Source organism: Paraliobacillus zengyii (assembly GCF_003268595.1).
GTDB lineage: Bacteria > Bacillota > Bacilli > Bacillales > Amphibacillaceae > Paraliobacillus_A > Paraliobacillus_A zengyii.
On sequence record NZ_CP029797.1, the window covers coordinates 725,779 to 752,021 of the forward strand.

Annotated in this window: 29 protein-coding genes and 1 tRNA gene; 12 read left to right on the plus strand and 18 right to left on the minus strand. The window is 34.2% G+C overall.

Going from position 1 to position 26,243, the window contains the following annotated elements; all coding sequences use genetic code 11:
* Window positions 1–67: 67 nt before the first annotated feature.
* Genes DM447_RS03585 through DM447_RS03595 form a run of 3 tightly spaced genes read left to right on the plus strand, consistent with a single transcriptional unit; the run spans window position 68 to window position 2,011 of the window.
* Window positions 68–445 carry a GntR family transcriptional regulator gene (locus DM447_RS03585; RefSeq protein WP_112179939.1) on the plus strand — a complete coding sequence of 126 codons (378 nt, stop codon included), beginning with the start codon at window positions 68–70 and terminating at the stop codon, window positions 443–445.
* The gene (locus DM447_RS03590) at window positions 435–1,301 is read left to right on the plus strand and encodes an ABC transporter ATP-binding protein (RefSeq protein ID WP_112179940.1); all 867 of its coding nucleotides are present in this window, start codon (window positions 435–437) and stop codon (window positions 1,299–1,301) included. The genes DM447_RS03585 and DM447_RS03590 overlap by 11 nt, the downstream gene beginning before the upstream one ends.
* Window positions 1,298–2,011, plus strand: coding sequence for a hypothetical protein (locus tag DM447_RS03595; RefSeq protein WP_112179941.1), 714 nt, complete (start codon window positions 1,298–1,300; stop codon window positions 2,009–2,011). Before DM447_RS03590 ends, DM447_RS03595 begins: the two co-directional genes overlap by 4 nt.
* A gap of 47 nt (window positions 2,012–2,058) precedes the next feature.
* Here the strand turns inward: DM447_RS03595 and DM447_RS03600 are convergent, their stop codons facing one another.
* From DM447_RS03600 to DM447_RS03610, 3 genes are read right to left on the minus strand one after another with little or no spacing between them, the layout of a single operon-like run.
* Complete coding sequence (locus DM447_RS03600; RefSeq protein WP_112179942.1) at window positions 2,059–2,832, minus strand: ABC transporter permease; 774 nt, start codon at window positions 2,830–2,832, stop codon at window positions 2,059–2,061.
* Window positions 2,832–3,734: an ABC transporter ATP-binding protein gene (locus tag DM447_RS03605; protein ID WP_112179943.1), complete on the minus strand. Its 903-nt coding sequence runs from the start codon at window positions 3,732–3,734 to the stop codon at window positions 2,832–2,834. The genes DM447_RS03600 and DM447_RS03605 overlap by 1 nt, the downstream gene beginning before the upstream one ends.
* Window positions 3,735–3,738: 4 nt before the next feature.
* Window positions 3,739–3,927 (minus strand): PLDc N-terminal domain-containing protein, encoded by a 189-nt coding sequence (locus DM447_RS03610; protein ID WP_112179944.1) that lies wholly within the window; start codon window positions 3,925–3,927, stop codon window positions 3,739–3,741.
* Window positions 3,928–4,044: 117 nt separating this feature from the next.
* Between DM447_RS03610 and DM447_RS03615 the strand changes: the two genes are divergently transcribed.
* Window positions 4,045–4,117, plus strand: a tRNA-Ala gene (locus DM447_RS03615).
* Window positions 4,118–4,155: 38 nt separating this feature from the next.
* On the opposite strand, the gene DM447_RS03620 is transcribed toward DM447_RS03615, so the two are convergent.
* Entirely contained in the window at window positions 4,156–5,481 is a 1,326-nt protein-coding gene (locus DM447_RS03620; RefSeq protein WP_241964556.1) for a chloride channel protein, read from the minus strand.
* A 13-nt stretch (window positions 5,482–5,494) separates the two neighbouring features.
* Window positions 5,495–6,109: a DUF421 domain-containing protein gene (locus tag DM447_RS03625; RefSeq protein ID WP_112179945.1), complete on the minus strand. Its 615-nt coding sequence runs from the start codon at window positions 6,107–6,109 to the stop codon at window positions 5,495–5,497.
* Between the two features lie 199 nt (window positions 6,110–6,308).
* Between DM447_RS03625 and DM447_RS03630 the strand changes: the two genes are divergently transcribed.
* On the plus strand, window positions 6,309–6,548 hold the full coding sequence (locus tag DM447_RS03630; RefSeq protein ID WP_112179946.1) for a hypothetical protein: 240 nt from the start codon (window positions 6,309–6,311) through the stop codon (window positions 6,546–6,548).
* Between the two features lie 66 nt (window positions 6,549–6,614).
* On the opposite strand, the gene DM447_RS03635 is transcribed toward DM447_RS03630, so the two are convergent.
* Both DM447_RS03635 and DM447_RS03640 read right to left on the minus strand, forming a co-directional pair.
* On the minus strand, window positions 6,615–8,966 hold the full coding sequence (locus tag DM447_RS03635) for a cell wall-binding repeat-containing protein (protein ID WP_112179947.1): 2,352 nt from the start codon (window positions 8,964–8,966) through the stop codon (window positions 6,615–6,617).
* A 96-nt stretch (window positions 8,967–9,062) separates the two neighbouring features.
* On the minus strand, window positions 9,063–9,824 hold the full coding sequence (locus DM447_RS03640; protein ID WP_112179948.1) for a helix-turn-helix domain-containing protein: 762 nt from the start codon (window positions 9,822–9,824) through the stop codon (window positions 9,063–9,065).
* Window positions 9,825–10,163: 339 nt separating this feature from the next.
* Here DM447_RS03640 and DM447_RS18235 point away from each other — a divergent pair, with 339 nt between their 5' ends.
* Window positions 10,164–10,334 carry an aspartyl-phosphate phosphatase Spo0E family protein gene (locus DM447_RS18235; RefSeq protein WP_157967845.1) on the plus strand — a complete coding sequence of 57 codons (171 nt, stop codon included), beginning with the start codon at window positions 10,164–10,166 and terminating at the stop codon, window positions 10,332–10,334.
* Between the two features lie 83 nt (window positions 10,335–10,417).
* On the opposite strand, the gene DM447_RS03650 is transcribed toward DM447_RS18235, so the two are convergent.
* The 4 genes from DM447_RS03650 to DM447_RS03665 form a co-directional block, all read right to left on the minus strand.
* Complete coding sequence (locus tag DM447_RS03650; RefSeq protein WP_112179950.1) at window positions 10,418–10,858, minus strand: flavodoxin domain-containing protein; 441 nt, start codon at window positions 10,856–10,858, stop codon at window positions 10,418–10,420.
* Window positions 10,859–10,873: 15 nt separating this feature from the next.
* Complete coding sequence (locus DM447_RS03655) at window positions 10,874–11,923, minus strand: ribonucleotide-diphosphate reductase subunit beta (protein ID WP_112179951.1); 1,050 nt, start codon at window positions 11,921–11,923, stop codon at window positions 10,874–10,876.
* Between the two features lie 93 nt (window positions 11,924–12,016).
* On the minus strand, window positions 12,017–14,305 hold the full coding sequence (locus DM447_RS03660) for a ribonucleoside-diphosphate reductase subunit alpha (protein ID WP_112179952.1): 2,289 nt from the start codon (window positions 14,303–14,305) through the stop codon (window positions 12,017–12,019).
* A 366-nt stretch (window positions 14,306–14,671) separates the two neighbouring features.
* A complete protein-coding gene (locus tag DM447_RS03665) occupies window positions 14,672–14,917 on the minus strand; it encodes a YuzB family protein (RefSeq protein ID WP_198663145.1) in 246 nt (81 codons plus the stop codon).
* Between the two features lie 198 nt (window positions 14,918–15,115).
* Between DM447_RS03665 and DM447_RS03670 the strand changes: the two genes are divergently transcribed.
* Window positions 15,116–15,763, plus strand: coding sequence for a helix-turn-helix transcriptional regulator (locus tag DM447_RS03670; protein ID WP_112179953.1), 648 nt, complete (start codon window positions 15,116–15,118; stop codon window positions 15,761–15,763).
* Between the two features lie 87 nt (window positions 15,764–15,850).
* Here DM447_RS03670 and DM447_RS03675 read toward each other — a convergent pair whose 3' ends face one another.
* Window positions 15,851–16,387, minus strand: a complete 537-nt coding sequence (locus DM447_RS03675) for a GNAT family N-acetyltransferase (protein ID WP_332871741.1) — start codon at window positions 16,385–16,387, stop codon at window positions 15,851–15,853.
* 219 nt (window positions 16,388–16,606) lie between these two features.
* Complete coding sequence (locus tag DM447_RS03680; protein WP_112179955.1) at window positions 16,607–17,515, minus strand: TIGR01777 family oxidoreductase; 909 nt, start codon at window positions 17,513–17,515, stop codon at window positions 16,607–16,609.
* Between the two features lie 58 nt (window positions 17,516–17,573).
* Between DM447_RS03680 and recX the strand changes: the two genes are divergently transcribed.
* On the plus strand, window positions 17,574–18,395 hold the full coding sequence (gene recX, locus DM447_RS03685) for a recombination regulator RecX (protein ID WP_112179956.1): 822 nt from the start codon (window positions 17,574–17,576) through the stop codon (window positions 18,393–18,395).
* 33 nt (window positions 18,396–18,428) lie between these two features.
* Here recX and DM447_RS03690 read toward each other — a convergent pair whose 3' ends face one another.
* From DM447_RS03690 to DM447_RS03705, 4 genes are all read right to left on the minus strand, one after another.
* Window positions 18,429–19,220, minus strand: coding sequence for an HAD family hydrolase (locus tag DM447_RS03690; RefSeq protein ID WP_112179957.1), 792 nt, complete (start codon window positions 19,218–19,220; stop codon window positions 18,429–18,431).
* Between the two features lie 101 nt (window positions 19,221–19,321).
* Complete coding sequence (locus DM447_RS03695; protein ID WP_112179958.1) at window positions 19,322–19,465, minus strand: YpzG family protein; 144 nt, start codon at window positions 19,463–19,465, stop codon at window positions 19,322–19,324.
* Window positions 19,458–19,610 (minus strand): small acid-soluble spore protein K, encoded by a 153-nt coding sequence (gene sspK / locus DM447_RS03700; protein ID WP_112179959.1) that lies wholly within the window; start codon window positions 19,608–19,610, stop codon window positions 19,458–19,460. Before sspK ends, DM447_RS03695 begins: the two co-directional genes overlap by 8 nt.
* A 111-nt stretch (window positions 19,611–19,721) precedes the next feature.
* Window positions 19,722–20,714 (minus strand): metal-dependent hydrolase, encoded by a 993-nt coding sequence (locus DM447_RS03705; RefSeq protein ID WP_112179960.1) that lies wholly within the window; start codon window positions 20,712–20,714, stop codon window positions 19,722–19,724.
* A gap of 181 nt (window positions 20,715–20,895) precedes the next feature.
* Between DM447_RS03705 and mutY the strand changes: the two genes are divergently transcribed.
* From mutY to DM447_RS03725, 4 genes are all read left to right on the plus strand, one after another.
* Window positions 20,896–21,987: an A/G-specific adenine glycosylase gene (mutY, locus tag DM447_RS03710; RefSeq protein WP_112179961.1), complete on the plus strand. Its 1,092-nt coding sequence runs from the start codon at window positions 20,896–20,898 to the stop codon at window positions 21,985–21,987.
* A gap of 94 nt (window positions 21,988–22,081) precedes the next feature.
* Window positions 22,082–22,264 carry a gamma-type small acid-soluble spore protein gene (locus DM447_RS03715; protein ID WP_112179962.1) on the plus strand — a complete coding sequence of 61 codons (183 nt, stop codon included), beginning with the start codon at window positions 22,082–22,084 and terminating at the stop codon, window positions 22,262–22,264.
* A gap of 334 nt (window positions 22,265–22,598) precedes the next feature.
* Window positions 22,599–23,129: a nucleoside tri-diphosphate phosphatase gene (gene ntdP / locus DM447_RS03720; RefSeq protein WP_112179963.1), complete on the plus strand. Its 531-nt coding sequence runs from the start codon at window positions 22,599–22,601 to the stop codon at window positions 23,127–23,129.
* Window positions 23,130–23,254: 125 nt separating this feature from the next.
* On the plus strand, window positions 23,255–25,024 hold the full coding sequence (locus DM447_RS03725; RefSeq protein WP_112179964.1) for an ABC transporter ATP-binding protein: 1,770 nt from the start codon (window positions 23,255–23,257) through the stop codon (window positions 25,022–25,024).
* A 42-nt stretch (window positions 25,025–25,066) separates the two neighbouring features.
* On the opposite strand, the gene DM447_RS03730 is transcribed toward DM447_RS03725, so the two are convergent.
* On the minus strand, window positions 25,067–26,146 hold the full coding sequence (locus tag DM447_RS03730; RefSeq protein ID WP_112179965.1) for an FUSC family protein: 1,080 nt from the start codon (window positions 26,144–26,146) through the stop codon (window positions 25,067–25,069).
* Window positions 26,147–26,243: the final 97 nt, after the last annotated feature.

Below are 26,243 nucleotides of genomic sequence, written 5' to 3' on the forward strand. Positions count from 1 at the left end.
GACTTTACGTATTTATGGTTATATAGTTAATTGCATAAGTAACTAACAAAAGAAGTAAGGTGATAAGATGAAGCATACAATAGATGACAGCAAACCAATATTCCAACAAATTAAAGAGCAAATTGAAGACATGATCATCAATGATACGCTATCAGAAGATGGACGTGTACCTTCAACAAATGAATTTGCGAATCATTATAAGATTAATCCTGCTACAGCTGCTAAAGGTATTAATCAATTAGTGGATGAAGGCATAATTTACAAAAGAAGAGGTGTGGGTATGTTTGTTACCAAAGAAGCGAAGGAAATTGTCTTTCAAAAAAGGAAGGATGCTTTTTTTAAATCTTATGTTATTCCACTGCAGATGGAAGCAAGTAAGTTAAATATTTCTGTTGAAGAACTACAAGAGATGGTAATAAAGGGAGGACTTTCCGATGGAAATTAAAGTGAATAATGTGTCAAAAGTCTATCAAAAAAAACATGCATTAGCTCAGTTGGATTTTTCATTAGATAAACCAAAAATATATGGCCTTCTCGGACGAAATGGTGCGGGTAAAACAACAATTATGCAACTACTTGCTGGCTTTATGCTCCCTACAAAAGGAGAGGTAACAGTTGATGGACAAAATCCATTTGATAATCAAAAGATTATGGAAGCTGTTTGTCTAATTAGTGAAGGAGATAATTTTAAAAAAGATCTAAAAGTTAAAAATGTCTTAATGATAAGTTCATTATTTTATCCAACATGGGATCAAAAACTAGCGGAACAATTACTAGCTGAGTTTTCACTTGATCCAAGTGCTAAGGTTAAAACTTTATCAAAAGGTATGGAATCAGCTTTGGGTATTATTGTAGGACTTTCAAGTAAAGCACCAATAACTATTTTCGATGAGCCTTATATAGGTTTAGATGCCTCATCAAGAACCAGGTTTTATGAATTATTAATTGAACAGTATCAAGAACAGAAACGGATGATTATTTTTTCAACACATTTAATTGATGAAGTGAGTGCCCTGTTTGAGGAAGTATTAATCATGGATGAAGGTAAGGTAATCTTGCAAGAGGAAACAGATAGGCTAAGAGAAAGGTGTTATTCTATTACAGGGTCAAAAGAGAAAGTAGAAAAATTCATAGCGGAGAAACAAGTAATCCATCAAAAAATGTTTATGGGTGAGATGACTGCAGTACTTTTGGAAGATGATAAACAAGCAGCTGTAGCAGAAAATTTTGTGATAGAAAGTGTACCGATTCAACAAGCGATCATTTATTTAACGAGTCGAAAGGGGCTAACCCAGAAATGAAACGTCAACTAAAAGCAATGTTGTATTTTTTTATCACAGATATGCGATATTCCTATTCTATTTTTTGGTCAGTGCTTGGATCCATTATCCTGCTATCATTAGTGGTCACTTACTTGCTTAATAATTTTGAGGAGACAGTAATGTATCTGGCGATATCGATCGCAGTTTATGTCTATGCGGCAATTCTTGGTTTTATAACGGTGAAAGAAAGTCTTTCATTTTCAATAAAAATGGGAGGTACCAGGAAGAATTATTTTGCTAGTATTGGGTTATACTTTATCGGTTTTTCTATTGTGACTGCTTTTATTGAGAGTACATTACATCTAGTGACTGTAACCAGTACTAAATTATTTTCAATTTCAGAATTTAATTTAATTCATCCAGCTGCCTTGTTAGGTGAAGACGGGTCGTTTATTTATCGATTCGCAATTGATGCGATTATAATCTTTTTATGTGTAACACTGTTTTTCTTAATAGGATTAATTTTTTATAAATATAATTTAGTTGTAGGTTTATCTTTGATTGGTTTAATTATCTTAACAATAGTTGGAGCAGCAGCTAGGGGAACACTATTAGACTTAATTGAAAAGTTAGTACTAGAACCAAGTTTCTCTTACTTTTTAGTCACATTAGGTATTAGTTTAATCATCTACTTGCTTTCATGGCCACTGCTATATAACATTACTGTTAAGTCAGCACGTTTGAGTTAAAAAAGAAGCCTTCAATTTTTCTTTGTAAGATAAATTGAAGGCTTCTTTTATGCTAATTCTTTTTTATTAAAGGTGAAAAAGGATAAAAATAGTAAAGCAATTATGAATGTTACAGTAACAAATGAAGTTCCCCATAATGCTGTAGGAATTTCTCCTGTATGCAATAGTTGGCGGATATGGCTACTTAAGCTATTTGGAAACCAAGTTAACTTATGTGAGAAAATACTGTTAATCGCAGACATACTGAGTATGGTCCCAATCGAAAGTGCCCCTATTAATCCAGGTGTTTTGAGCAAAGTGTTATAGAAAATGGTAATGGTCACAACAAGAATTAACCATAATCCATAAAATAAAAAGGTTTGAATAAATGCTAAAATTGTAATGTCCCCAAATAATAAATTGACATAATACCAACTTGCTAAAAGACCGATTAGATAAGCTGTCAGGATGAGCGTTATTTTTGCGGCCCACTTACTTGAAATATAGTGGGAATAACGTACAGGCTTCACTAAAACAAGTTCGACAACACCACTTTTTCTTTCTCCAGAAATAGTTCCCATAGTAAGTAGTACAATAATTAATACGCCAAACATACTAAACTCTTGTAAACTCATCATTAGTGCATCTGCAGCTGCAATATCTGGCATCTCAATTGATGTTCCTTCTGGAAGACCCCCAACTGTATCAAGAATAATAGGCATATAATAAGTAGTTAGTGGATCCATAATTGCGAGTAGAATAAAAACAACGGGAACCCATATCCAACTGAAATTACGCCAGTATTCAAGCATTTCTTTTTTGAAAATTATTGTCCATTGCATTATTTTTTCACCACTTTCATAAATAAATCCTCTAGCGATGTTCGGCTAACTTCAAATTTAGTCAATGGCCAATTCTCTGTTGTAGCTTTATTCAAAATCGTTTCTCTAGCTAGATCAGTATCCTGGACAATACAAACTAATTCATTACGATCAACGATCACATCTGAAATAGATGAGATTTCCTTTAATGCTTGTATGAAGTTTTCGTTAGATTCTTTAAAAGCTATATTAATTTTAGCGGTTTGGTGCTTTTTACGAAGATCATTTAAGGATCCAGATTCGACAATTTCACCTTGATGCATGAGTAATAGTGCATCGCTAATTTCCTCTGCATCACTTAAAATATGTGTTGAAAAGAGAATAGTTGTTAGTTCTTTTAATTCTTCCATCAAGGTAAGCACTTCTCGACGACCAATTGGGTCTAAAGAAGATACTGGTTCATCTAGCATGATCATTCGTGGTCGGTGAATCATTGCCTGGGCAATACCAAGACGTTGCTTCATTCCGCCAGAATACTTTCCGATTCGCTGGTTTTTAGCTTCTGAAATACCAACCCTCTCCAGGTAATAATCAGCAAGCTCGTTTACATTTTCTTTAGCCAAATTTGCTAACTGTCCAACATACACGAGAAACTCTTTTCCAGTCATCCAATTATGAAAAACAGGGTATTGTGGTAGATAACCAATATGCTCACGAATGTCAGCACCGGGTTTCATTCCTTCGAATTCAATCGTTCCACTGGTAGGTTTTAGTAAACCGGAAAGTAACCGTAATGTAGTTGTTTTCCCGGCACCGTTTGCTCCAAGCAATGCTACACAATTTCCAGGACTCAAAGAAAAAGACACGTCTTTAACTACAGCATTTCCGTCAAATTTTTTCGTGAGATTTTGCGTATTAAACATCGGATTAATCCTGTCTCCTTCCAAAGATGAAAAATAAAATAGGTCCAATAATACCAATAACAATTATAACAAATAACCAGAGCCATTTTGATCCATTTGTTTTATCTGTTTTAAACCAAGCAACTATACCTACAATTGCTAAAATACCTTCCAACAATATAATGGGAAATAATATAGGGAGTAAATCTGCCATATACTTCACCTCCAATACAATTATAATAAGTATACGATTCATTTCATTAAAAAGTTTCAATTAGCATTGTTTGATTGATTAAAATTCGTTATACTATCTAAGTACCCAATTTAATAAGGGGCATTAGCTCAGCTGGGAGAGCGCTTCGCTGGCAGCGAAGAGGTCAGCGGTTCGATCCCGCTATGCTCCATATGAAAGAAAAAGCCTGTAACCATCATACTATGATTGTTACAGGCCTTTTTTGTGCTTGATTTTCTTTCTTTTTTCTATATTTTCAATTGTTTCGCCACTAAGTGTATTATAGAGGTGACTCTTTGGTTCGTGTATTTTTTGAGAAGGCCATAATCCATGGTGTCCTGCAAATATGTAACTAACGATACATACAATAAAAAAGTACTGTAAAGCTTCTCCATTAAACATTTCCATTGATAATAAAAAAGCTGCAATTGGTGTGTTAGTTCCACCGCTAAAGGCTGCAATTAAACCTAATGCAGCTAGAAAAGAAAGAGGTAAACCAATATATGTATGTAAAGTGTTACCTAATGTAGCACCCATAAAAAATAGGGGAATAGCTTCACCACCGACAAAGCCTGTTCCGAGGGTGACTGCTGTAAAAACCAGTTTCGCAAGGAAAGCAAAAGGATGAACCTCTTCGATAAAAGATTGTTCAAGTACATGTAATCCACGTCCATTATAATCTTGTGAACCTACTAGTAATGTCAATCCGACAATGATAAGTCCACCAACAAACGCTCTTTTCATATGATTTTTGTTAAATAGCTTCTCTGTCAAGCTTTGTATGCCATGTCTTAATTGGCAGTAGGTAATAGTTAGTAGACTAAAAATGACTGCAACGAAGATAACTTTTGCAAACAAGAGAAGAGAGGCTTCAGGTACGGTTTGAATAAGAAGAGTTTCGTGTTTCACTCCCCATGCTGCTGTTGTCATATAATGCCCAACAAAGCTAGCGACAAGACATGGTACGACTGCTTCGAATTTTATCTTTCCTAACGCAGCCATTTCCATTCCGAAAATCGCTCCTGTTATTGGAGTTCCGAAAGCTGCTCCAAAACCAGCACTTATCCCACTCATCAGCAAAATTTTATTGTCTAGTATATTTACTTTGAAGTAATTATTTACTGTCTGAGCTACACTGGCCCCCATTTGAACCGCTGCACCTTCTCTTCCAGTCGAACCTCCAAATAGTACTGTTATGAAGGTTGCAACATATACAATTGGTCCTGTCCTTCGCAGCATCTTTTTTTCACCATTAACGCTGTCGATTACTAGATTATTTAATGCTGCAGAATCATGTATGGTATCATTTATTGATACTTTCCCCAATTTCATGTATATGTAGCCCACTATGATCCCTGCTAAAGGTAGAAAGAAAATAAGCCAATTATGTTTCTCTTCACGTAATTCACCTAAAGAGTCATTTGTTTCTAATAGTAGTGCAGTTGTAGAGCCTATAAAGATTCCAATAATACTACCCCACAATATCCATTGACCAAGTAGTGAAAATAACGTTTTATAATTAATTTTTGTATACAAAACAGTCAATACCTCACTTCAAATGTTCTGGTGGTTCTTTCAGATGTTTGTTATTTTTAACTTCTTTAAAAATGTCATCTCCTGATTTTTTTTGTTGTGGAACTGTTACGTTGATAGGTGGATTCGTTTGGTTTAACTGAATCATCGCCATAAGTTTTTGAATATCTTCTTTAGTAGCCGGTTGTTTATTGGGTTGTAGCATATATCCTAATTGCCCATTTGTTTCTATAGTTGCCCATTTTACATCACTAATCTTTTGAATATTTTGTTGCCTTAATCTTAATTCAAGCATATCTACGGTTAAGCGTAATTTTTTAAGGTGATTCTCGTTGATTTCTCCATTTTCGACGACCAGAAGTGATTTACCGGAAATAAAAGTTTCAAGTTTATCGGATTTTAAAACGACATATTCAATGAATATAAGTGTCATAACCATTAGGAATGTAATCACTAACGTAATCCATATGTTTCTTTCACTTACTGGTTGGATAATTAGTGAACCAACAGCTACCATCATTACCGTTTGGGCTACTGTAAGTTGTGAGATTGACTTTCTCCCAGCTAACCGAAGTATAAGAACGCCACCGATGACAATAACAATAGATTTCCAAATAAAATGTAAATCCAAAAATATCCCCCCTTGTTCAAAGAACCCATATCCTTATCATGCTTAAGAATAATTTAAAATATGCGTAATGTAGGAGGTAGATTAATTGAATTTAAAATAAGATGACGGTATAGCTAATTCTTACCAGCTGCAAAGAAGTTTAAAAGTAGTTCGTTCTATCAAGACTAAAAGGGAAATTAAAACGAGGAGTGAAAATTCGATGACTAATTTTTCGCAATATAGGGTTGTTCTGACAGATACCGGATGCGAATTAATCCTTTATATAGATACTAATACCGAGTTTTCAAGTGAATTAGGAACTGAGCCAATAGTATATAAGAGTCTGAAAAGCCAAGTGCAATCATTCATCACTTCAAGAAAATTAGCTATGGTGCAAATATCAAGAGTAACAATTATGCAGGATACGATGCTAATCACGTCTTTTAACCCGAATGATTAAGACATAAATAATTCCTTGGATTACAAAGCAAAAAGCAACCGCATATGCGGTTGCTTTTTGCTTTAATTATTTCATTTGTTTGTAAACATTTAAACGATTATTTTCTCCAATTACATCACTACCACCTAAAAAGTTCACTTTCGTTATGTCTGAACTCATGTTATTTGCTATCCAATTAGAGACTGTAGAAGGAAGCTTATCTTTATCAACCAAGATAACAGGTGCTTTTTGTATTGCTGCTAAAGGAGAACCGGATAGTGCATCTACATAGCTCTGCCCACTCGTAAAATAAACATTAGATATGTCGAACTCCGCTTTAAAATTGTTAGCAATCTCAACACTTGTGGCATAGCGATCTGGACCAGAGATTCGATTGACTTGTGAAACACCAATACTTTTTAACTGATCTTGTATATTGGCAGAAACAACATTTTCTCCACCAATAATGGTAACCTTTGCTATGTTGCCATTTTGAATCATTTTTTTTACTTCTGATGTAAGGCTATCCGTCTTTGTTAATAATATTGGAATTTGCTTCATACTGGCATATGGAGCTATGGATAATGGGTCTGGTGAGTTATCTCCTGTGGTTAAGAATATTTCATTTGTTGTACCGACTTCAGTTGCTATATTTGTTGCCGTGGCATAGCGATTTTCTCCACTAATTCTTTTAACATTTATCCCTCTACTTTCTAAATCCTTGACCACAGCAGATGAAATTGCGCTCTCACCACCTAGAACGATTACATGCTTAGGATTGAGACGGCTAATTTCAGTACTAATCTCACTTGGTAGAAAGTCCGTTTTTGTTAATAACAATGGTGAATTATATTTTTTTGCTAGAACACTTCCTGTAAGAGAATCAATCGGGTTGTCTCCTCTTCCTAATACCACATAATCGCTGGTTTCTTCCCAACCACTATTAGATACAGCCACACTCGTACCATATCTAGTTTCCCCTTGGATTTCTCGTACTTGAAGGGGCTTCAATAAGTCAGATTCCATATAACCTCGTGTTCCATCGGTAAGTTTTACTGGATACCAATTTTGATTGATTATCTCACCAATTATTTGTATAATATTACTACTGTAAATCGTCTTTAATATAGGGCCACTTAGTGAAGAGTTTGTCCTCATGTTAGCGGTTGTTGTTGTTAAAGCGATCTTACTATCTGTAACCTGTTCTTCTTGTGGAAGCCAGGTTTTAAAGGCTGGCCATAGCAATTGGTTTTCTTGTCCTAAAGCCCAGTTCCCAGTACCTTTTAAACCATAATTATTTATTAAATTAACTTTTGCCTTTATTGATTGTTCGTTTTCATACCAGATGGTGTAGGTTCCAGGTACCAAAGCTTTATTATTGATATACATAACAGGATCTTCTTGTTTAATTGTTACAGTAGCTTTTGGTGATTGACTCTTTTCGTCAAAAGTTATCGAGCTTTGATATTTGGTTAGCATTTCTTGAATTCTTTGATTGGTAATACCTGTTCCACCAATACTTTGACCTTCTAGCCAATACCTACCATAGTGTGGGAGTCCTAAGACGATCTTTTCATTGGGTACGCCGTTTGCGAATGCGTATTGAATAGATCTATCGACAAAAGAAATACTAGCAACAGGACCTGGGGCACTGCCATACCAACTTTCGTCATAAGCCATAATCATTAGGTAATCTGCATATTCAGCTAACTTTTTATAATCATAAGATCCATGCCAACCTTTTGTCCAATTACTTGGATTTGCTGCCACAGCTACAGAAACTTCTTTATCTTCTGGTAGCTTTTCTCTTAATAAACGTACTAAATCGGTATAATTATCTCTATCTATTTCTGTGACATTTTCAATATCCACATTGACTCCATCAAGGTTATATTTGGCAATTGAATCTGCAATTTGCTGAGCCAATACTTCCCGGTTCTCCAATGCAGCCCTACCAAGTTCTCTATCCCAATGATTACTTAAGAATGGAACAACTTTAATACCACGACGATTCATATCACTGATGAAAATTTCACTTAAATTTGAAGTGTCTAAGCTACCGTCTTCGTATATATCAAAATAACTTGGGGAAGTTTGGTTAATTACACTTTCAGTTTGATCGACAAAAGAAATTTGTGTGTTAGGAGATCCATAGTACAAGTAGCCCATATTAAAGTCAGTTGCAGCTTCTACGTCAGTGGGATAAAGATATAATGTTGTAATAACAACTGTCCCAACCATTACCTTAACTGTTCGAATATGAGCACCTTTCATTTTTTCTTGTATCGTTCTTCTAATAAATTGATGAAGGGACACGGCTTGCTTTTTACTTAATTTATCTCCTTTTAATTCAAGTGAGAATTCACTTAATAAAGGGTCTAATCTTATTGTTAATGTGTTTGTCTTTTCATTAAAGCTAAGATTTTGTAATTCGAACATACAAATATGATCCTTTCCGCTTCTATCTTTAGGCATAGGATTCCCTAAGTGAGAAAAAGTATTTGCATTATTATAGAACGAAATTAGTTTGATGATTTAAATACTCGCATGATAAAAAGGTGATCCTACTATTTCAGAATCTGTCATAAGGTAAGGATAAGTTTTCATCATCTCTATATGTAAATCCGCTGAAATCATTGACGCTTTGTATGCACGTATAAGTAGCATATTATTGGTTCCATTCTTTTTAAGTGGATTTTCTACTAGATGTAGCCAATCATCTTGGCAATATTTTTTTTCAGATAACCAGATTCGTACAGTTTTGGCATTTTCAAACTCTGATTGTATAACACTTAGTTTATCAATAATTTCTTTTGGACCATGCTGATCAAGATCTGCTTTATTAATAAAACAAACGGAATTTATTAATTCGCTTTTTGATAAGATGGTTTCTAGATTTTGTTGAATTTTATTATAGTTCTGATAATTATCAATGATTAAGCAATAACTATTTTTTTCTATACCAGATATAAGGAAAGTAATAACATGATGATAATAATCGTCCAAACTATTATATAAATACAAAATTTTTCCGTTATCAAGACGTTTAAAATGTTCTACTATTTCATACCGCATAAACTCGTTTTGAAGTGTATTCTTACTGAGATTATTTCGAAAGAAAATTATTGGATCAAAATTCAGTGCCGCAGCAATATTGATTGCTACATTGAAACTAGGGTTGCGTTTGCCTGTTTCTATTTGTGAATAATATGCTCTATCGATAAAAGCTCTTGAAGCAACTTGTGCTTGTTTCAAGCCTTGCGATTTACGAGAGTTGATCAACCATTCTCTTTTCATATATCTCCTCCAGTCTAACCAGTTACCATGTATAGAATGCTCAGTTTAAGATTGAATCTAATTCTTAAACTGAGCATTAAAATAATATATATGCATCAAAATCTTTAATAGTTTGGTTTAGGTATACTGCATAAATTCTATCAAATATTGAATCTATGAAGTGTGGCTTGTTGCCACATTTATATACCACTTTAGATATATCCATTGATTTTTATTGAGCAAGTATTAGTATGGAGTATAATTGTCTTGAAGTACTTATATATCTTGATTTTCCTATCCACTTCATTTCAACTCATGGACGACATTTTATATTCAACTACAGAAAAGGAGCGGATAGAATTGGCTCATAGCAAAAAAGAGCAATTAATTAAACAGATTCAGTTGAAACAAGAGGAATTAACCAAAGTTGGTTTATCAAAAGGAGTTAGTCACGAAGATACAATTCTGATAAGTACAGAATTGGATATGTATATATATGAATTGCAAAAAATGGAACTTGCCGATAAATAAAGAAGCTTAGCTTTGGACATAATTACAATATATAAAAAGATCGCGACTATATACGTAGTCGCGATTTTTTTGATCTATACGTTTTAAATAGTAACCAGTTGTCTAACAAGCCGATCACAAAATTGTTTTACGCGAATGTAGTCTTCCCTTTGTGGCATTAATTCTACTTTTAAGGTAACTGCGAGATCTGTGTGAACATAGAGCATATCCCGGAATAACTCTACGGCACCACAATAATAGGGATAGAAACTGTCACCAGTACCAAATATTCCTGTACTAATATGTTTAACTTGCTGTGTTTCAAATGCTGTAAATAGTTCTTCCATCTCAAGCGGAATCTCTCCATTGTCCCATGTATAGGTTCCAACTGCGACGATATCATAATTAGTTAACGTATCATAATGAAAATCATCAATTGCTATCAGTTCTGCTGAAATACCAGATGCATACATTTCTTTATAGACTTGCTCTGCTAGCACATCCGTATTTCCAGTGATAGACGTATAGATAATTGCTGCTTTCATAATAAATGATCCCCTTTATAATTCGTCAAATTCGTTTGAAGAAGAAACTTTCGTATAAGTTCTGGACTTTTGCTCAAAGAAATCTGATTTCGTTTCGTTTAACATTTCATCACTAAATACATGTATCCACGCCATTGGGTTTTCCCGGTCTGGGTAATAGTTATCCAAGCCTATTTGACGCAACCTTTTGTTAGCCAAATATTCAACGTAATCATGAAATTCATCTAGATCAATGCCATCAATATCTTTTAGAATATAATCTGCCCATTCTTTTTCTAACTGAACAGCTTTATCGATTGTTTGATAGACGTATTGAATATTTTTATCTGTATTTAAATCTGGATTTTCCGTTAGTAAAATTCGAACAAATTGAGAGACGAAATAGGCGTGTTGCATTTCATCGCGTTGGATATAACTGATCATCGTACTCGTTTTTAACATTTTTTGTTGACGAGCCAAATGATAGAAAAAGGCAAAACCAGCGTAAAAATAAATACCTTCTAAGTTAATCGAGTTAATTGCTAATTCAAATAGACGTTGTGGAGTTGGGTTCTCGTTAAAAGCATCATAACTGTCTAATATAAGTTGATTCCTTTTTTGTACAACTGGATCCTCTTTGGCTTGATTGAAACGATCGTTCTGTTCGCTTAGTGGCACAATTGAACTTAAAATATAAGAATAGGACTCATTGTGAACTGCTTCTTGTTGTGAGATTACAGCAAAAATTGCTTTGAAACTAGAATCTGTTACGTAGTCCATAACGTTTGTCATCGTAGGTGTTTGCAAGCTATCGAGTGACGCCAATTGCGTGTTGATTCTTAAAAATATATCTCGTTCTGTATCTGTTAGGTGATCCCATTGTTTAATATCATCTTGCATATTAATTTCTTGTGCTTTCCAAAAATTCGATAATAGTGTTTGATATAAATCATACATTTTTGGATAGGCAATATCGTTCCAGTTTAATAGACCAGATGATTGGCCATTAATTAATCCGGTTGATTTATTTGGATATGTTGGATTTAAAAGTTTTATTTTTGATAAAGGTTGATCGATTTGAGTCAACAGATTACCCTCCTTATGAATATATGTAGTATGTCCCCTATTTCTTGCTAGAGAGATAGGGGACTATGAGTTAAGCTTAAGAGTAAGATGTTTCTAGCTATGACAAGCTTCACATTCCTCAATCTGTGTTTGAGATGTGCTTCTAACATAATACGTTGTTTTCAAGCCACTTTCCCATGCAGTTAAGTGCATATTGAGTAATTCCTTTGCTTTAACATCATGGCGTACGTAAAGATTAAAACTGATACCTTGATCAACATGACGCTGTCTAGCAGCATTTTGTTTAATGCTCCATGTTTGGTCTAATTCATGGCGAGCTCGACGGTAGTAATTGTATGTTTTATGATCTAAGTCTGGTGCTGTTACTTTGAATTTAAAGTTTTTCTTTTCTTCAGCAAACTCAACTGCATATATCGGGTCAATTCCATCTGTTGAACCACCAATTTTAGCTGTAGAAGAGTTTGGTGCAACGGCCATTAACCAACCGTTTCTAATCCCTGTTGTTGCTACATCTTCTTTTAGGTCTTGCCAACGTTCGCTATCATAGTTACGACGTTCAAAATAGCGACCCGTTTCCCACTCAGAACCGGCAAATTGGCTATAGGTGCCTTTCTCTTTTGCCAATTCCATTGAAGCTTTAATTGTATAGTATGCAATGTCTTCATAAACTTTATCAGCATATGCTACAGCTTCGTCTGACTCCCAGTGGATATTTTCTAATGCGAGTAGATGATGCCAGCCAAAAGTTCCAAGACCAACTGCGCGGAATTTTTTATTTGTAACTTCCGCTTGTCCAACACTGATTGTATTTAGATCAATTACGTTATCTAACATTCGCACTTGAACACGAATCAATCGTTCTAAAACATCTCCACGTACGGCATTTGGTAAATTAACAGAAGACAGATTACAAACAACAAAGTCCCCTGGTTTACGAACAATTACAATATTCCCATCTTCATCTTGGTACTCACGAACAATGGTAGTAGGTGACATATTTTGAGCAATTTCCGTGCATAAGTTACTACAATAAATAGATGTTCTACCAATTCCACGGCCATGTTTATTTGGATTTGAACGATTTACTTCATCACGGTAAAACATATATGGTGTTCCAGTTTCTAATTGTGCAACCATGATACGTGCCATTATGTCCATTGCACGATATGTTTTTCTTGGTAATAATGGATGATTAACAGCTTCATTGTATTTTTCCGTGAAGTATTTCTCATCAGTCTCATCATAAAAATCTTCTAAGCCAAGCGGATTTCCTTCAGCATCTTTCCAACCCATTACTTGTTTTACTTGATGTGGACAGAAGGTATGCCATTGTCCAATTCCTTTACCAGATTCATCAACGATTTTTAATTGTTGCATAAATAAGTCTGGAATAGAGACACCAGTGAAGATATCATGTGCTTTACGACGCTCATCACCATTGTTTGTTTTCAAATCTAAAAAGCCATTCATAATATCTTTATGGAAGACATCCAAGTAGATTGCTACGGCACCTTGTCGTTGACCAAGTTGATCAACACTAACGGCAGTGTCATTTAATAAGCGAATCCAAGGTACGACACCAGATGAATTCCCTTTAAACTTCTTAATATCAGATCCAAGTGCTCGAACTTTTCCATAATAGATTCCAATACCGCCACCATCTTTACTTAAGCGAGCAATATCCCAGTTGTTTAAATAGATACCATCTAGTGAATCATCAACTGTATCGATGAAACAAGAAGAAAGTTGGCCGTAACTTTTTCCAGAATTAGAAAGTGTCGGTGTTGCAACAGTCATATATAGATTACTAAGCGCCCAGTAGGCCTCTTTAATCAATTCTACACGTTTTTCGGGTGCTTCATTTTGCATTAATGTCATCGCGATTATCATAAATCGTTCTTGTGGTAATTCATAAAGATTCCGTTCATGATCACGAGCTAAATAGCGATCAACTAGTAGAAATAAACCAATATAATTGAAGATTTTATCACGATCGGGCTGAATTTCTGCTTGTAATTGGTCAATTTCATCTTTGGTATAAGCCTCTAATAGACTTGTTGAATAAATACCTTCATCAGTTAATGTAGTAATTAAATTATAAAAATTTCCATATTGTTTTGTTGCATCATATGAACGATTCTCAGCTGCATCTTGATAAATTTGTTCCAAATAAAAATGAGAAGCAACGAATGTCCAATTTGGTTGATCCATAGATATTCGATTTAAGGCGTAAAATAGCGCTTCTTGATTTGGGTCTTTTTCGGAATTAGCAATATCAATAATTCGTTGCTTAATATCGTTAATATCCATCCCATATTTCGCGTTAGCCTCGGTTAGTCCATCTAACACGGTTTGTGTCATGCTTTTTGCTTTAGTAGTCATAAATAAACCTCCTATATAGATACAAAAAACGCTCGAATACTGAGCGATTTAGTTTTACAAGTATGTAATTTAAAAAACAAAAAATACAATATATAGTTATTTTATTAATAAAATAACTATATATTGTATGATATCCTATAACTATAAATTTAGCAATCAATTTGCAAGATAGTTTTTTATGTTTTTCGTTCAAGAAGTATATAATCATTATCGCAATGTTTATGATAAAACGGTATAGGTAAATGATACTATATATCTAATAAATTAGAATGATTAGGAAGAGCAGATGGTTGTAATTTCGACATAATCAGCTTAAAAACGTGTGTGCCTTTATAGGAGAAAGACACACACGTTTTTACATTTATATTATTGATAGACAGCTAATTCTTCTTCAATAGCTACTCTTATTTTAGCAATACAATCGTCAATATCTTTACCTCGGATTCTTCTTCCATTAACAAGTGCGTATGGTTTTAGTCGGCATAACCCACAAAAGCTGAGGCAATCACTTTCTAACACTGCTACCTCTGGATATTCCGATTCAAATAAATTTTCTGTATTTATTGTTTGAAGCAAATTACTCTCACATATTTCTACAATCACGATTCCGATCAGAATCACCTCTTTTATTGCTTTCATTCTATAGTGTATTACCTAATTTGTGAAAGTGTATAACAGTATCTATGATAAACTGCGTGATAAAAGTAACGTTTATTCACAACTTTGTCAACTTTTAATTAAAAAAACAAAGTTTGTTATTTACTTCACAAACTTATTTAAGTAAAATATAAATAAGGGTAGGTGGTGTAGATGGTAAAAGAAATGTCCACTCGGCAAGCAATATTAGAACTTCTTAAGAAGCAGCGAGAATTATCAGTGAGTGGCTTAAAACAGTTTTTAGATATTACCGAAATGGCAGTGAGAAAGCATTTGGTTAAGTTAGAGGGCGAGTATTTGATTACCTCGCGCACGGTTCGACAACCAATGGGAAGACCTGTAATTTTTTATACATTAACTGAAGAAGGAAATAAGATATTTCCAACAAACTATGATGCAATTGCTGTTGAACTTCTACAAGATATACAGGAAAGTATGGGAACAGATGCGATTGATACGCTATTTGAAAATCGGGAAAAACGAATGCGTAAAAAATACATTCGCCAAATTTTTGATGACGATTCCCTAGAAGAAAGAGTAAGTGCGTTAGTTAATGTGCAAAACGAAAGTGGCTATATGGCAGAATATACTGAAGCTGGTGAAAATGAAATAAGTTTCTCGCAGTACAATTGCCCGATTGCTGCAATAGCAGCTCGTTACGATAAACCTTGTGAATGTGAACTAGAGTTATTTAAGCAAGTATTAGGAACAGACCAAATTAAAAGAGTTACGTGTATCGCTAAAGGTGAGAAGAGTTGTCAGTATATTGTAAAACACACAAGCAACGTTGAATCGGAATAATGCTGAAGCTAAAACAATCAAGAGCACTTTTAAACTTATATCTAAAGTAACCCTTGAGAGATAAACTATTCCTCAAGGGTTATTGTGTTAACTTATTATTTCTTGACTAGATGTAGTGTGTCTAAAGTAGCTGTCTTTAGTAATGAAGAACAGGTCATAACTATTTTCTTTCGTTCTGTCCATATTTATAGCCGTATAAATGTGAGGGTACAACGCCATAGCATTTTCCACATAAGGTAACTTTGTGTTCGCTTTTTGTGAACGGATATTTGTCTGCCGTATTTTCATAAATACTTTATCAATTGAAGTAGTAAAAAATAATTCTTGAAAGAAAGATGTTTTTGCAAGTTGATTGTATCCTTTCCCGAAATATTTCGCACCAATCCACGTTGATAGAAAACCGGCATTAGCTTGTATATCAAAAAGACTTATGATACCTATTGGCTGATGGTTATCACTTAAAATTGTTCGTGATATGATTTCACCATTTTGCTCTGCTTCAATCGACTGCTTTGTTAGAAAGTAATATTGATCGAGTGTTTCAGCTTTCTCTCTTACATAAGGAAAGACAGCTGGGTCCTTTACTAAGTCAAAAAGCTGTGGAACATCTTGCATTTCTCTCATCTTTAACACAAAAAACCCTCCATTCATGGAAGGTGATTGCTCTAAGAATTAGGAAGCCATTTCTTGTGCATCACCCTCGAGCTTGGGTGGGAATCGAACCCACTAGAACCAGTGCTTAGATCACTGGTGGCGCACCAATTGCCTTCCTAATATATTATTATGAGATTATTTTAGCTTATTTTTAATCAAAATAAAATCTTTTTTTTGTAAAGTTTTTGTTTAGTTAATTTGGTGATAGATTTCGTCTAGTGCTTGCTCAATTTCTGGATATTCAAATGAATAATGGTGTGCTTGTGCTTTCTTTGGAAAGACTGCTTGCCCATCGACAACTAACATGCTCATTTCACCTAAAAGCGTACGTAAAAAGAAAGCTGGAATAGGTATCCAATCTGGACGATGAAGTTTGTTTGCTAATTGCTTACTAAACACTTTTTGCTGAATAGGGTGAGGAGCCGATGCATTTAATGGGCCATTAATCGAATTATCTTCAATAGCATGAAGAAATAATGCAGCAACGTCTTTAACATGTATCCAGGAAATCCATTGTTCTCCTGATCCTATTTTACCCCCAACAAAGAACTTATAAGGTAATGCCATCAATTCAAGTGTACCTTTCTTACCAAGAACAATCCCCAGTCGCGCGCATACAACACGGACATCTCTTTCTGTAGCTTGATAAGCTACAGATTCCCATTTTTGAGTTACTTCAGCTAGAAAGTCATCTCCACTCTTTGTTGTTTCTTCAGAGAACATTTCCGTAGTTGATGTACCATAAAAACCAACTGCAGATGCATTAATAAGAACTTCGGGCTTTTTCTCCATCCCATCAATTAATTTAATCACACTATCTGTTGCTTTAACCCTACTTGATACAATTCGCTCTTTTTTATCTGAAGTCCAATAACCAAATAAAGATTCACCAGCAAGGTTAATGATTGCGTTACAATCTGTTAGTGATTGCTCTGGAGTATATCTTTCGCTTAACCATCCGACATATCGGATATTCTCTGTTCCCAGATATTTTTCGGGTGAACGTGTTAAAATATATACTTGGTGTCCTTTCGAGACAAGTAAATCTGTTACGTGCTTTCCTACAAATCCTGTTCCGCCTGCAATAGCTATTTTCATAATAATCCTCCAATTTGTTTTTATATTCGTGTTAAAATAATAAATGAGGTGAGACAACTTGCAAAAAATTTCGCGTATTACCGTACAAAAAAAGAATAAAAATCGGTATAATATCTTCTTAGAAAAAGATAAAAATGAAGTCTATGGATTTAGTGTCCAAGAAGATACACTTATTGCTGAACGGCTCCAAAAAGGTATGGAATTAGAGGATACAACAATTGATTCCCTATTAGCAAAGGATACTATACATAAAGGGTATTCCCTTGGATTGAACTTTTTAAGCTACCGAATGAGATCTGTTAATGAAATGGAACAGTATTTAAAAAAGAAAGAAATAGATGAAGAACATATTTCAATTATTATTAAACGTTTAAGCAATGAAAAATGGTTAGATGACGCTGTATTTGCTGAAGCATATGTTCGAACGAAAGTCTTAACGACGAGTAAAGGTCCTTTAATAATAAAAAAAGAGTTACTTGAAAAACGAGTGGCTGTAGATAAGGCGGAAGCTGCACTTGTTCATTATCCTGCAGAAGCACAATTAGAAAAAGTAATAAAATTCATTGAGAAAAGTGCTAGAAAGAGCGCAAAGCAATCCTTTTTTCAACAACAAAATAAACTGAAACAGAACTTAATGCAAAAAGGATTTCCGCAAGCAATTATCCAAGAAGCTTTCAATCAAGCCACACAAGAGAAAGATCAGGAACAGGAGTGGGATGCAGTAGTATTTCAAGGTGAAAAATTATTACGAAGACATGCAAGTAAATTAGAGAAAAGAGAATTAAAACAAAAAGTGAAAGGTGCGCTTTATCAAAAAGGTTTCTCACTGGATGAAATAGAAAAATTCATTGAAAGTTATATTGAACAAGCAGAGGAATAAGGAATCCGAATATTGGATTCCTTTTTGGTTGTCTTAATATAGTTCTTGCCGTTTTAAATCAGATATTGCTTCATGGACATAGTCAACAACCTTCGACGCATGTTTTTTGACATCTGGATGGGCAGAAGAAATGGCGTAACTATGTGGTGTCATTTGTAACATAGAGATATCGTTAAAAGAGTCTCCGATAACAGCTATTTCCTCTGGTTGAATAGCTAATGTCTTGATTAATTTAGTTAAGCCCATACCTTTATTAATACCTTTTGGCACAACATCAACACAGCGCTTATCGGATAAGTAACTATCAATAGCTACATCTAAACGTTTATGTATTACGGTTTGTACGAAAACAATCTTTTCTGTTTCGCCTACGATCATAAATTTGGATGGAAGGATATTTTGACCAATCTCAAAAGAAAAATTATTCTCTATTTTTAATGGAATAAAGAAAAGATGTTCAAATTTCCTCATAAAGGGTGTTAATTCTTTAATGAAGATATCATCAGCTGTGGATACTAAGTAGTCTACTTGTTCTTCTTCGATGAGTTCATATAGTATTTTACTTACTTCATTTGGGAATACGCTAGTATGTATGATTTCATTTTGTTTATTATAAACAAAACTTCCGTTCTGGCTAATGCGGTGTCCTATTTGTTCTACTAGCTTATATATTTCTTTTATCTCATTATCTGCACGTCCTGTTGCAATAGCAAGTTCTACTTGATGTTCTGCTAATTCGTTTAATGCCCTTTTATCTTCTGCTAAGATATGATTGTTTTCTTGTAATAAGGTCCCATCTAAATCAGATGCAAATAATTTAAGCATTGGAAATCCCTCCTCTGTTCTCTTATTTAAATTATACACATGTTTCTTGATGATTGACAAAAAAGTAGCATCTAGTCATTGACTAGATGCTACTTTACTTATTAGGTGCGTTTCTTCATTTGTACTGCAGTGATAATTTCAGCCTGACTTTTTCGAGTCTCTCCATTTACTTGATGGGAGGCATGCTTCGGGTTTGCACGTGGAGATTGAAATGGATTTTTGTCATTTCTACTATGATTACTCATGATAATCCCCCTCAGATTGACGCATACGTTCTTGTGGCTGTGTATTAATTGTTCCATTTGGTCTTAGCGAATGGTTTTCTGCTTTTGCTTTTGGATGGAGATTTTTATTCGTGATATTAGGAAAGTCTTTTTGTTTATTACGCATTATTAAACAACCTCCCATTTTTAATAGGTACACAATTTTCTGTGCGTTATTAGTATGGGATGTGACGGTTAAAAATATGTAGAAAAAAAGAAAAGCCTTTGCTTTTCTTTTTTAAGATAGTGTTGGGCCATCTTCTGTCCATAATTTATCTTGTAATTTTTTCTCTGAAAACACCCAACCCGTATACGAACTGATAATTTTTAAATTATCGTCCATTTGAACAACAGCTACAAATGGGTAATGCCCTTTTGAACGGTAACGAAGATCGACAAAGCGAACCTCTGTGTAATCGTCATATGCATTAATTTCCCAGCGATAAACGGGAGAAAATGATAAAAATGCTGAAATGTTTTTATCTTGTTTTGCGGCAGCAATTAGCTTATTATTTGGTAATGGTATACGTTGAAACTTATCAACAATTTGAATATTACCAGAAATAGCCCGAGCTACATAAAAGCTATCTTCTGTGGTAATTGCTAAGCGCCAAATATTTTGTTTAATCGTTGGAGAAGTAGCAACTTTCTCTACATTTCCATAAAAGCGATGAATTTTCTTAATCAATGCTTTTTTATGCAAGTAACGTTTGATATAGTATAAGATTACAACAAAGTATATGATTACCCATGTGATACCAGGATTTGCCCCGAATAACCATGCAGAAATACCTATAATATGTAATCCGAAAATAATTGGATCGAAAGTATTGATGAATCCATAGGCGACCCACCTATCTGTGAATGGTCTATAAGCCTGTGTACCATAAGCATTAAATATATCAACAAACACGTGTAGAAATACTGCTAAAAATGTCCATAACCATAAGTGTAAGAAATCGACTGATGGTGTAAATGCATATATAATACCTGAAATTAAAATTCCCCATCCTAACATGGCGGGAATGGAATGTGTGATGCCACGGTGATGCCGTAAGTAAACAGCATTATTTCTTAATTTAAGTACCGTATCAAAATCAGGTGCATGGGAGCCTACTATTGTTCCGATCATGATTGCTTGAAAGAGCATTGGGTCTTGTTGGACAGCGGGATCAAGCGTTGCAAGTCCTCCGAGCGCAATCCCCATAGTAATGTGGGTTCCAGTATCCATCTTTGGCACCCTCCTTTGGTGTGTTATTCCGAATCGTCGTTATATTTATATATTTTAAGCCAATTTCATAATTTTTATGTGATAGTTAACGATTTATTCCAGTGCAACCGAGATTGAAGTTTCACTTTGTGGGACGTTATGTGAACTTATATTAATATTGTAACATGAAGGATGAGTAGAAGTGAAAGATATCGATTTAGATGAATTATTAAAAGAAATTAACATAAATGCGTTTCAAAATGATTTAATTAATTGGTTTCAAAACGAACAAAGAATGCTTCCATGGCGAGAGAATCAAGACCCTTATAGGATTTGGGTATCTGAGATTATGCTACAGCAAACAAAAGTAGATACGGTTATCCCATATTTCTTGAACTTTATGGATAAATTCCCCACCATCTCATATTTAGCAGAAGCACAAGAACAAGAGGTGTTAAAAGCATGGGAAGGATTAGGATATTACTCAAGGGCGCGGAACTTACAACAAGCAGTTCGGGAAGTTGCAACTACTTATAATGGAAAAGTTCCAAGTAACCCGAAACAACTTGCTGATTTAAAAGGAATAGGTCCATATACAAAAGGAGCAATTTTAAGTATTGCTTACGATATACCAGAACCTGCAGTCGACGGCAATGTAATGCGTGTATTATCTCGTATCCTACGAATTGAAGAAGACATTGCCAAACCCAAAAGTCGCCGTATTTTTGAGAATATTGTTGTAGAGATTATTTCACAAGATAATCCATCAAGTTTTAACCAAGGTTTAATGGAATTAGGTGCTTTAGTTTGTACACCTAAATCACCATCTTGTATGCTTTGTCCTGTTCAACCTCATTGTAAAGCGTTTCGTGACGGAGTGGAAACGCAATTACCTATCAAGTCAAAGGCAAAAAAACAAAAAAAATTAGCATACTATACGTTTGCAATAAGTAATGAAGATGGCGAATATATAATTGAGCAACGGCCAGAAGCTGGTTTATTAGCAAGTATGTGGCAATTTCCGATGGTGTTAAAAGAAGAGGTTGATGAAGAGCATATCATGACGTGGTTAGAACAAAAATATGGCGTGTCTGTAACATTGGATGAAGTACTAAAACCAATTAAACACGTATTTTCCCATGTGATTTGGGAAATAGATGTTATACATCTACATGTAAATGAAAATAAAGCTGAATTAAAAGATGCACGATTTGTAAATATAAATAAAATAGAACAGTATCCCATTCCTGTACCACATCAAAAATTAATAGAGCAACTTATTGATGGAAAGTAAAAACAACCTTCTGCAATGAATTTTATATTTTTCAAATTTGTTTGGATAACAAAGTTGAAATTGGTTAAATTAAAAGTTGCGGAGGTGATATGAGATGGCTAAAAAACAAAACAATCAACAGCCAAACGAAACTGTTACTGGAACAAATGTTCAAAAAGTTAAGCAACAAAATCAACAAGCGAAACAAGGTCAAGGTCAATACGGAACAGAATTTGCTTCTGAAACTGATGCACAACAAGTAAAAAAACAAAATCAAAAGTCTCAACAAAAGAAATAACATTACCTAACGATTGAAGCAAGACAAAAGGGCGCTCACTGTTAAATGTGAGCGTCCTTTTAATTTATTTAGCTGAAGCCGTGTCCGTGGAAGCGATCGTCTGTAACTGGAGTGAATACACACATTTGGTAAATGTATTGAAAGAATACTTTGAGGGGTTAGAACTAGCAGATATATTTTAACTTAAAAAAGGCCAACGAGTAACACTTATTTTTGATGAGAAAATAGCGTAATTAATAAACGACAGATTTTTTATTTTCTTTTACGTAACAGAAAAGTTATAATACATATAACGATACATAAAAATAAAAGAAAAGCTAGAAAGGAAGATACGATGGCTGGCCTAGAACCAGGTACATCCATGCAAATACATAGTTATAAACATAATGGTCAGCTCCATCGCATATGGAAACAAACCAGTATACTAAAATCAACTAGTACGATGATAATAGGAGCAAATGACAAAACACTTGTTACAGAAAGCGATGGGCGTTCGTGGGTTACACGTGAGCCTGCAATATGCTTTTTTTATACGAAGTATTGGTTTAATATTATTGCTATGCTACGTAATGATGGTATTCATTATTATTGCAATATAAGTTCTCCATATGTATTTGAAGACAACGCGGTAAAATATATTGACTACGATTTAGATGTGAAAGTATTTCCAGATATGACCTATACATTATTAGATGAAGATGAATATGAGTTGCATCATCAACAAATGAATTATCCTGGTGTATTAGATAGGATATTAAAAAGTAATGTAGACTTTCTATTGTATTGGATAAGACAAAGAAAGGGTCCATTTTCACATGAAGCTATTGAACAATGGTATGAATTGTTTTTGACTTATCGTTCATGAAAGACTAGTATAGTTTAAATGGTAAATAGAATGTTTATATAATCGTGTTTACAGATACCCTTGTCTTATAAGACAGGGTTTTTGTATGTCCGTTATAAAAGTAAGATAGCAAAGAGGTGAAAGATTTGGGAAGTATTAAACGCTATATGGAGTTCGTTAAGCCATATAAATGGCGGATCATATTGACCGTAATTATAGGAGTTTTTAAATTTGGCATACCACTATTAATGCCATTAATAGTTAAATATGTAATTGATGATATTATTGGAGCTGAGCAATTAACCCAAACAGAAAAAATAAATGAGTTACTTGTAGTTGTTGGTGGTGCTTTTATAATTTTTGCTGTGTTACGTCCACCTATAGAATATTACAGACAATATTTAGCGCAATGGACAGGAAATAATATTTTATTTGATATTCGTGAAAATTTATTTGATCATATCCAAAAGCTCAGTTTAAAATTTTATTCCCAAAACAAAACTGGTGAAATTATTTCTCGTGTTATTCATGATGTTGAACAAACGAAAAATTTTGTATTAACCGGTTTAATGAATATTTGGCTTGACCTAGTCACAATTATAATTGCAATTGTTATTATGTTGACAATGGATGTATGGCTTACTGTAATATCTATTGCATTATTTCCTTTATATGGTTTGGCTGTGCGATTCTTTTATGGCAAATTAAGAAACTTAACAAAAGATCGTTCACAGGCACTGGCAGAAGTGCAAGGACATCTACATGAAAGAGTGCAAGGTATACCTGTTACAAGAAGTTTTGCCTTAGAAGATTATGAAAAAGAACAATTCGGTTATCAGAATAAGAACTTTTTAGATAAAGCAATTGATCATACGACATGGAATGCGAAGACATTTGCTGTGATGAATACCATTACAGACCTCGCACCATTACTCGTTATTGGCTTCGCAGGTTATTTTGCAATAACGAGTGGTTTAACTGTTGGTACAATTGCTGCTTTTGTTGGTTATATGGATCGTGTGTATAGTCCACTTCGTCGTTTAATAAGTTCATCTACGGTTCTTGTGCAATCAATTGCTTCTATCGATCGTGTATATGAACTTATTGATGAGAAATATGATGTGAAAGATAAACCACATGCAAAAGATATCACTGATATTAGAGGTGATATTAATTTTGAACATGTTACTTTTCAATATGAAGAAGAAGAAGAGTTAGTTCTGAAAGACATTTCACTCGATGTCAAACAAGGAGAAACTATTGCTCTAGTTGGTATGAGTGGTGGTGGAAAATCAACCATTATTAGTTTAATTCCACGTTTTTATGATGTTACAAAAGGTGCGATTAAAATTGATGGGGTTGATATAAGAGATGTTCAAGCAAGATCACTAAGAGATAATATAGGTATGGTATTACAAGATAATATTCTATTTAGTGAATCAATTGCAATGAACATTCGAATGGGAAAGCCAGATGCAACAGATGAACAAGTAATCAAAGCAGCAAAAGAAGCAAATGCACATGGATTTATTTCGAATTTAACTAATGGTTATGAAACATTGGTTGGAGAACGTGGTGTAAAATTATCTGGTGGCCAGAAACAACGTATAGCAATTGCGCGTATATTCTTGAAAAACCCACCTATCCTAATTTTAGATGAAGCAACTTCAGCGCTCGATTTAGAGAGTGAACACCTTATTCAAGAAGCGTTAGAGAAATTAGCATCGGATCGTACAACGTTTATTGTGGCACATCGATTATCAACGATTACACATGCAGACCGAATCGTCTTAATAGAAAATGGTCAAGTTACAGAACAAGGAACACATGAACAATTAATGAAAAAACAAACTGGTTATTATAATTTGTACCAAGTACAACAACTAAACGATGATAATACTAGATCTTTAAAATAAGGAAAAGCAGGCTAAACCTAATAAAACGGTAGCCTGCTTTTTTTATTTACTATAGGAAGACTTCGTTAAAAACTCCAACTTTTCATCTTGATGATACTTTTGATAACTGTGTAAGAGTGTTTGTAAATGTGTTAAGTGATAATGATACTCCATTAATTGTGATGCTAATGGTAAAAATAATAAGCGATCTTCCTCGGTATCTTGATAAAGTTCAATCAGTGTTTCAACTAAATGCGGAATATCTGGTTCTGAAATATCTTGTAATGATTCTCTGTTCTTCTGTTTAATACGTCCCATAAAGCTCAGTAATAATCTTTCATGTGAATGAATGACGATATCTAATTCTTTGACTAAAGCTGTTTGGAAATTAGATGGTATGGATTTAATACTTTCATCTAAATGATGAAATGCTTTTAATACGTCAAAGCTTTTCCGTGTAGTTGCAATTAATTGTCGAAATACAATAATCTTCCTTGCTTTAGAAAAACGATTCTTCTTTAAATAAGTACGTTCTTCGGAAAATAATAAATAGGTATGATCCATGCGACGGATATCTTCTTGAATTCGTCCAATCTCCCCTTTAAGTGATGGGTTATCTGATAAATGTCTAGTTGTAATTCGTAACCACTGCAATATATCAGTAGTGATTCGATCAACTTGAAAAAATAAATTTGTTTCGTATTTTGGAGGGAGGAAAAACAAATTCACTAAAAATGCTGAAAAGATACCTAACATCAATGATGAGAAACGCATTAAGGCAAATTGATATACTTCCATATCAGTTGTCTCCATGACTGCGATAACCGCAATCAATGCGATAGAAACAGTACTTTCCCCCATTTTAAAGTAGCGACAGGCACCAATTACAATTAATGCAGTAAAACCGACAACAAATGGATCATTTCCGAAAGCGTAAACCATTATTGTTGCAAGAATTACACCAATAATGTTTGCTTGTAACTGCTCAATAATCGTTTGAAATGATTGATAGATTGAGGGTTGAATAGCAAATAATGCGGCAATACCTGCGAATACCCCGGAAGGAAACCCGAGTAATGATGCAGCATAAAGTGCTATTGCAATAGCTAGTCCCGTTTTTAACATGCGTGCTCCTAGTTTCATAATCTACATCCTTTTAGTTTACCTAGTTAACCTATAACTATGCTGTTATATGAGAAACATGTATTACTTATAGTAATTATAACAAACTATTTATCTT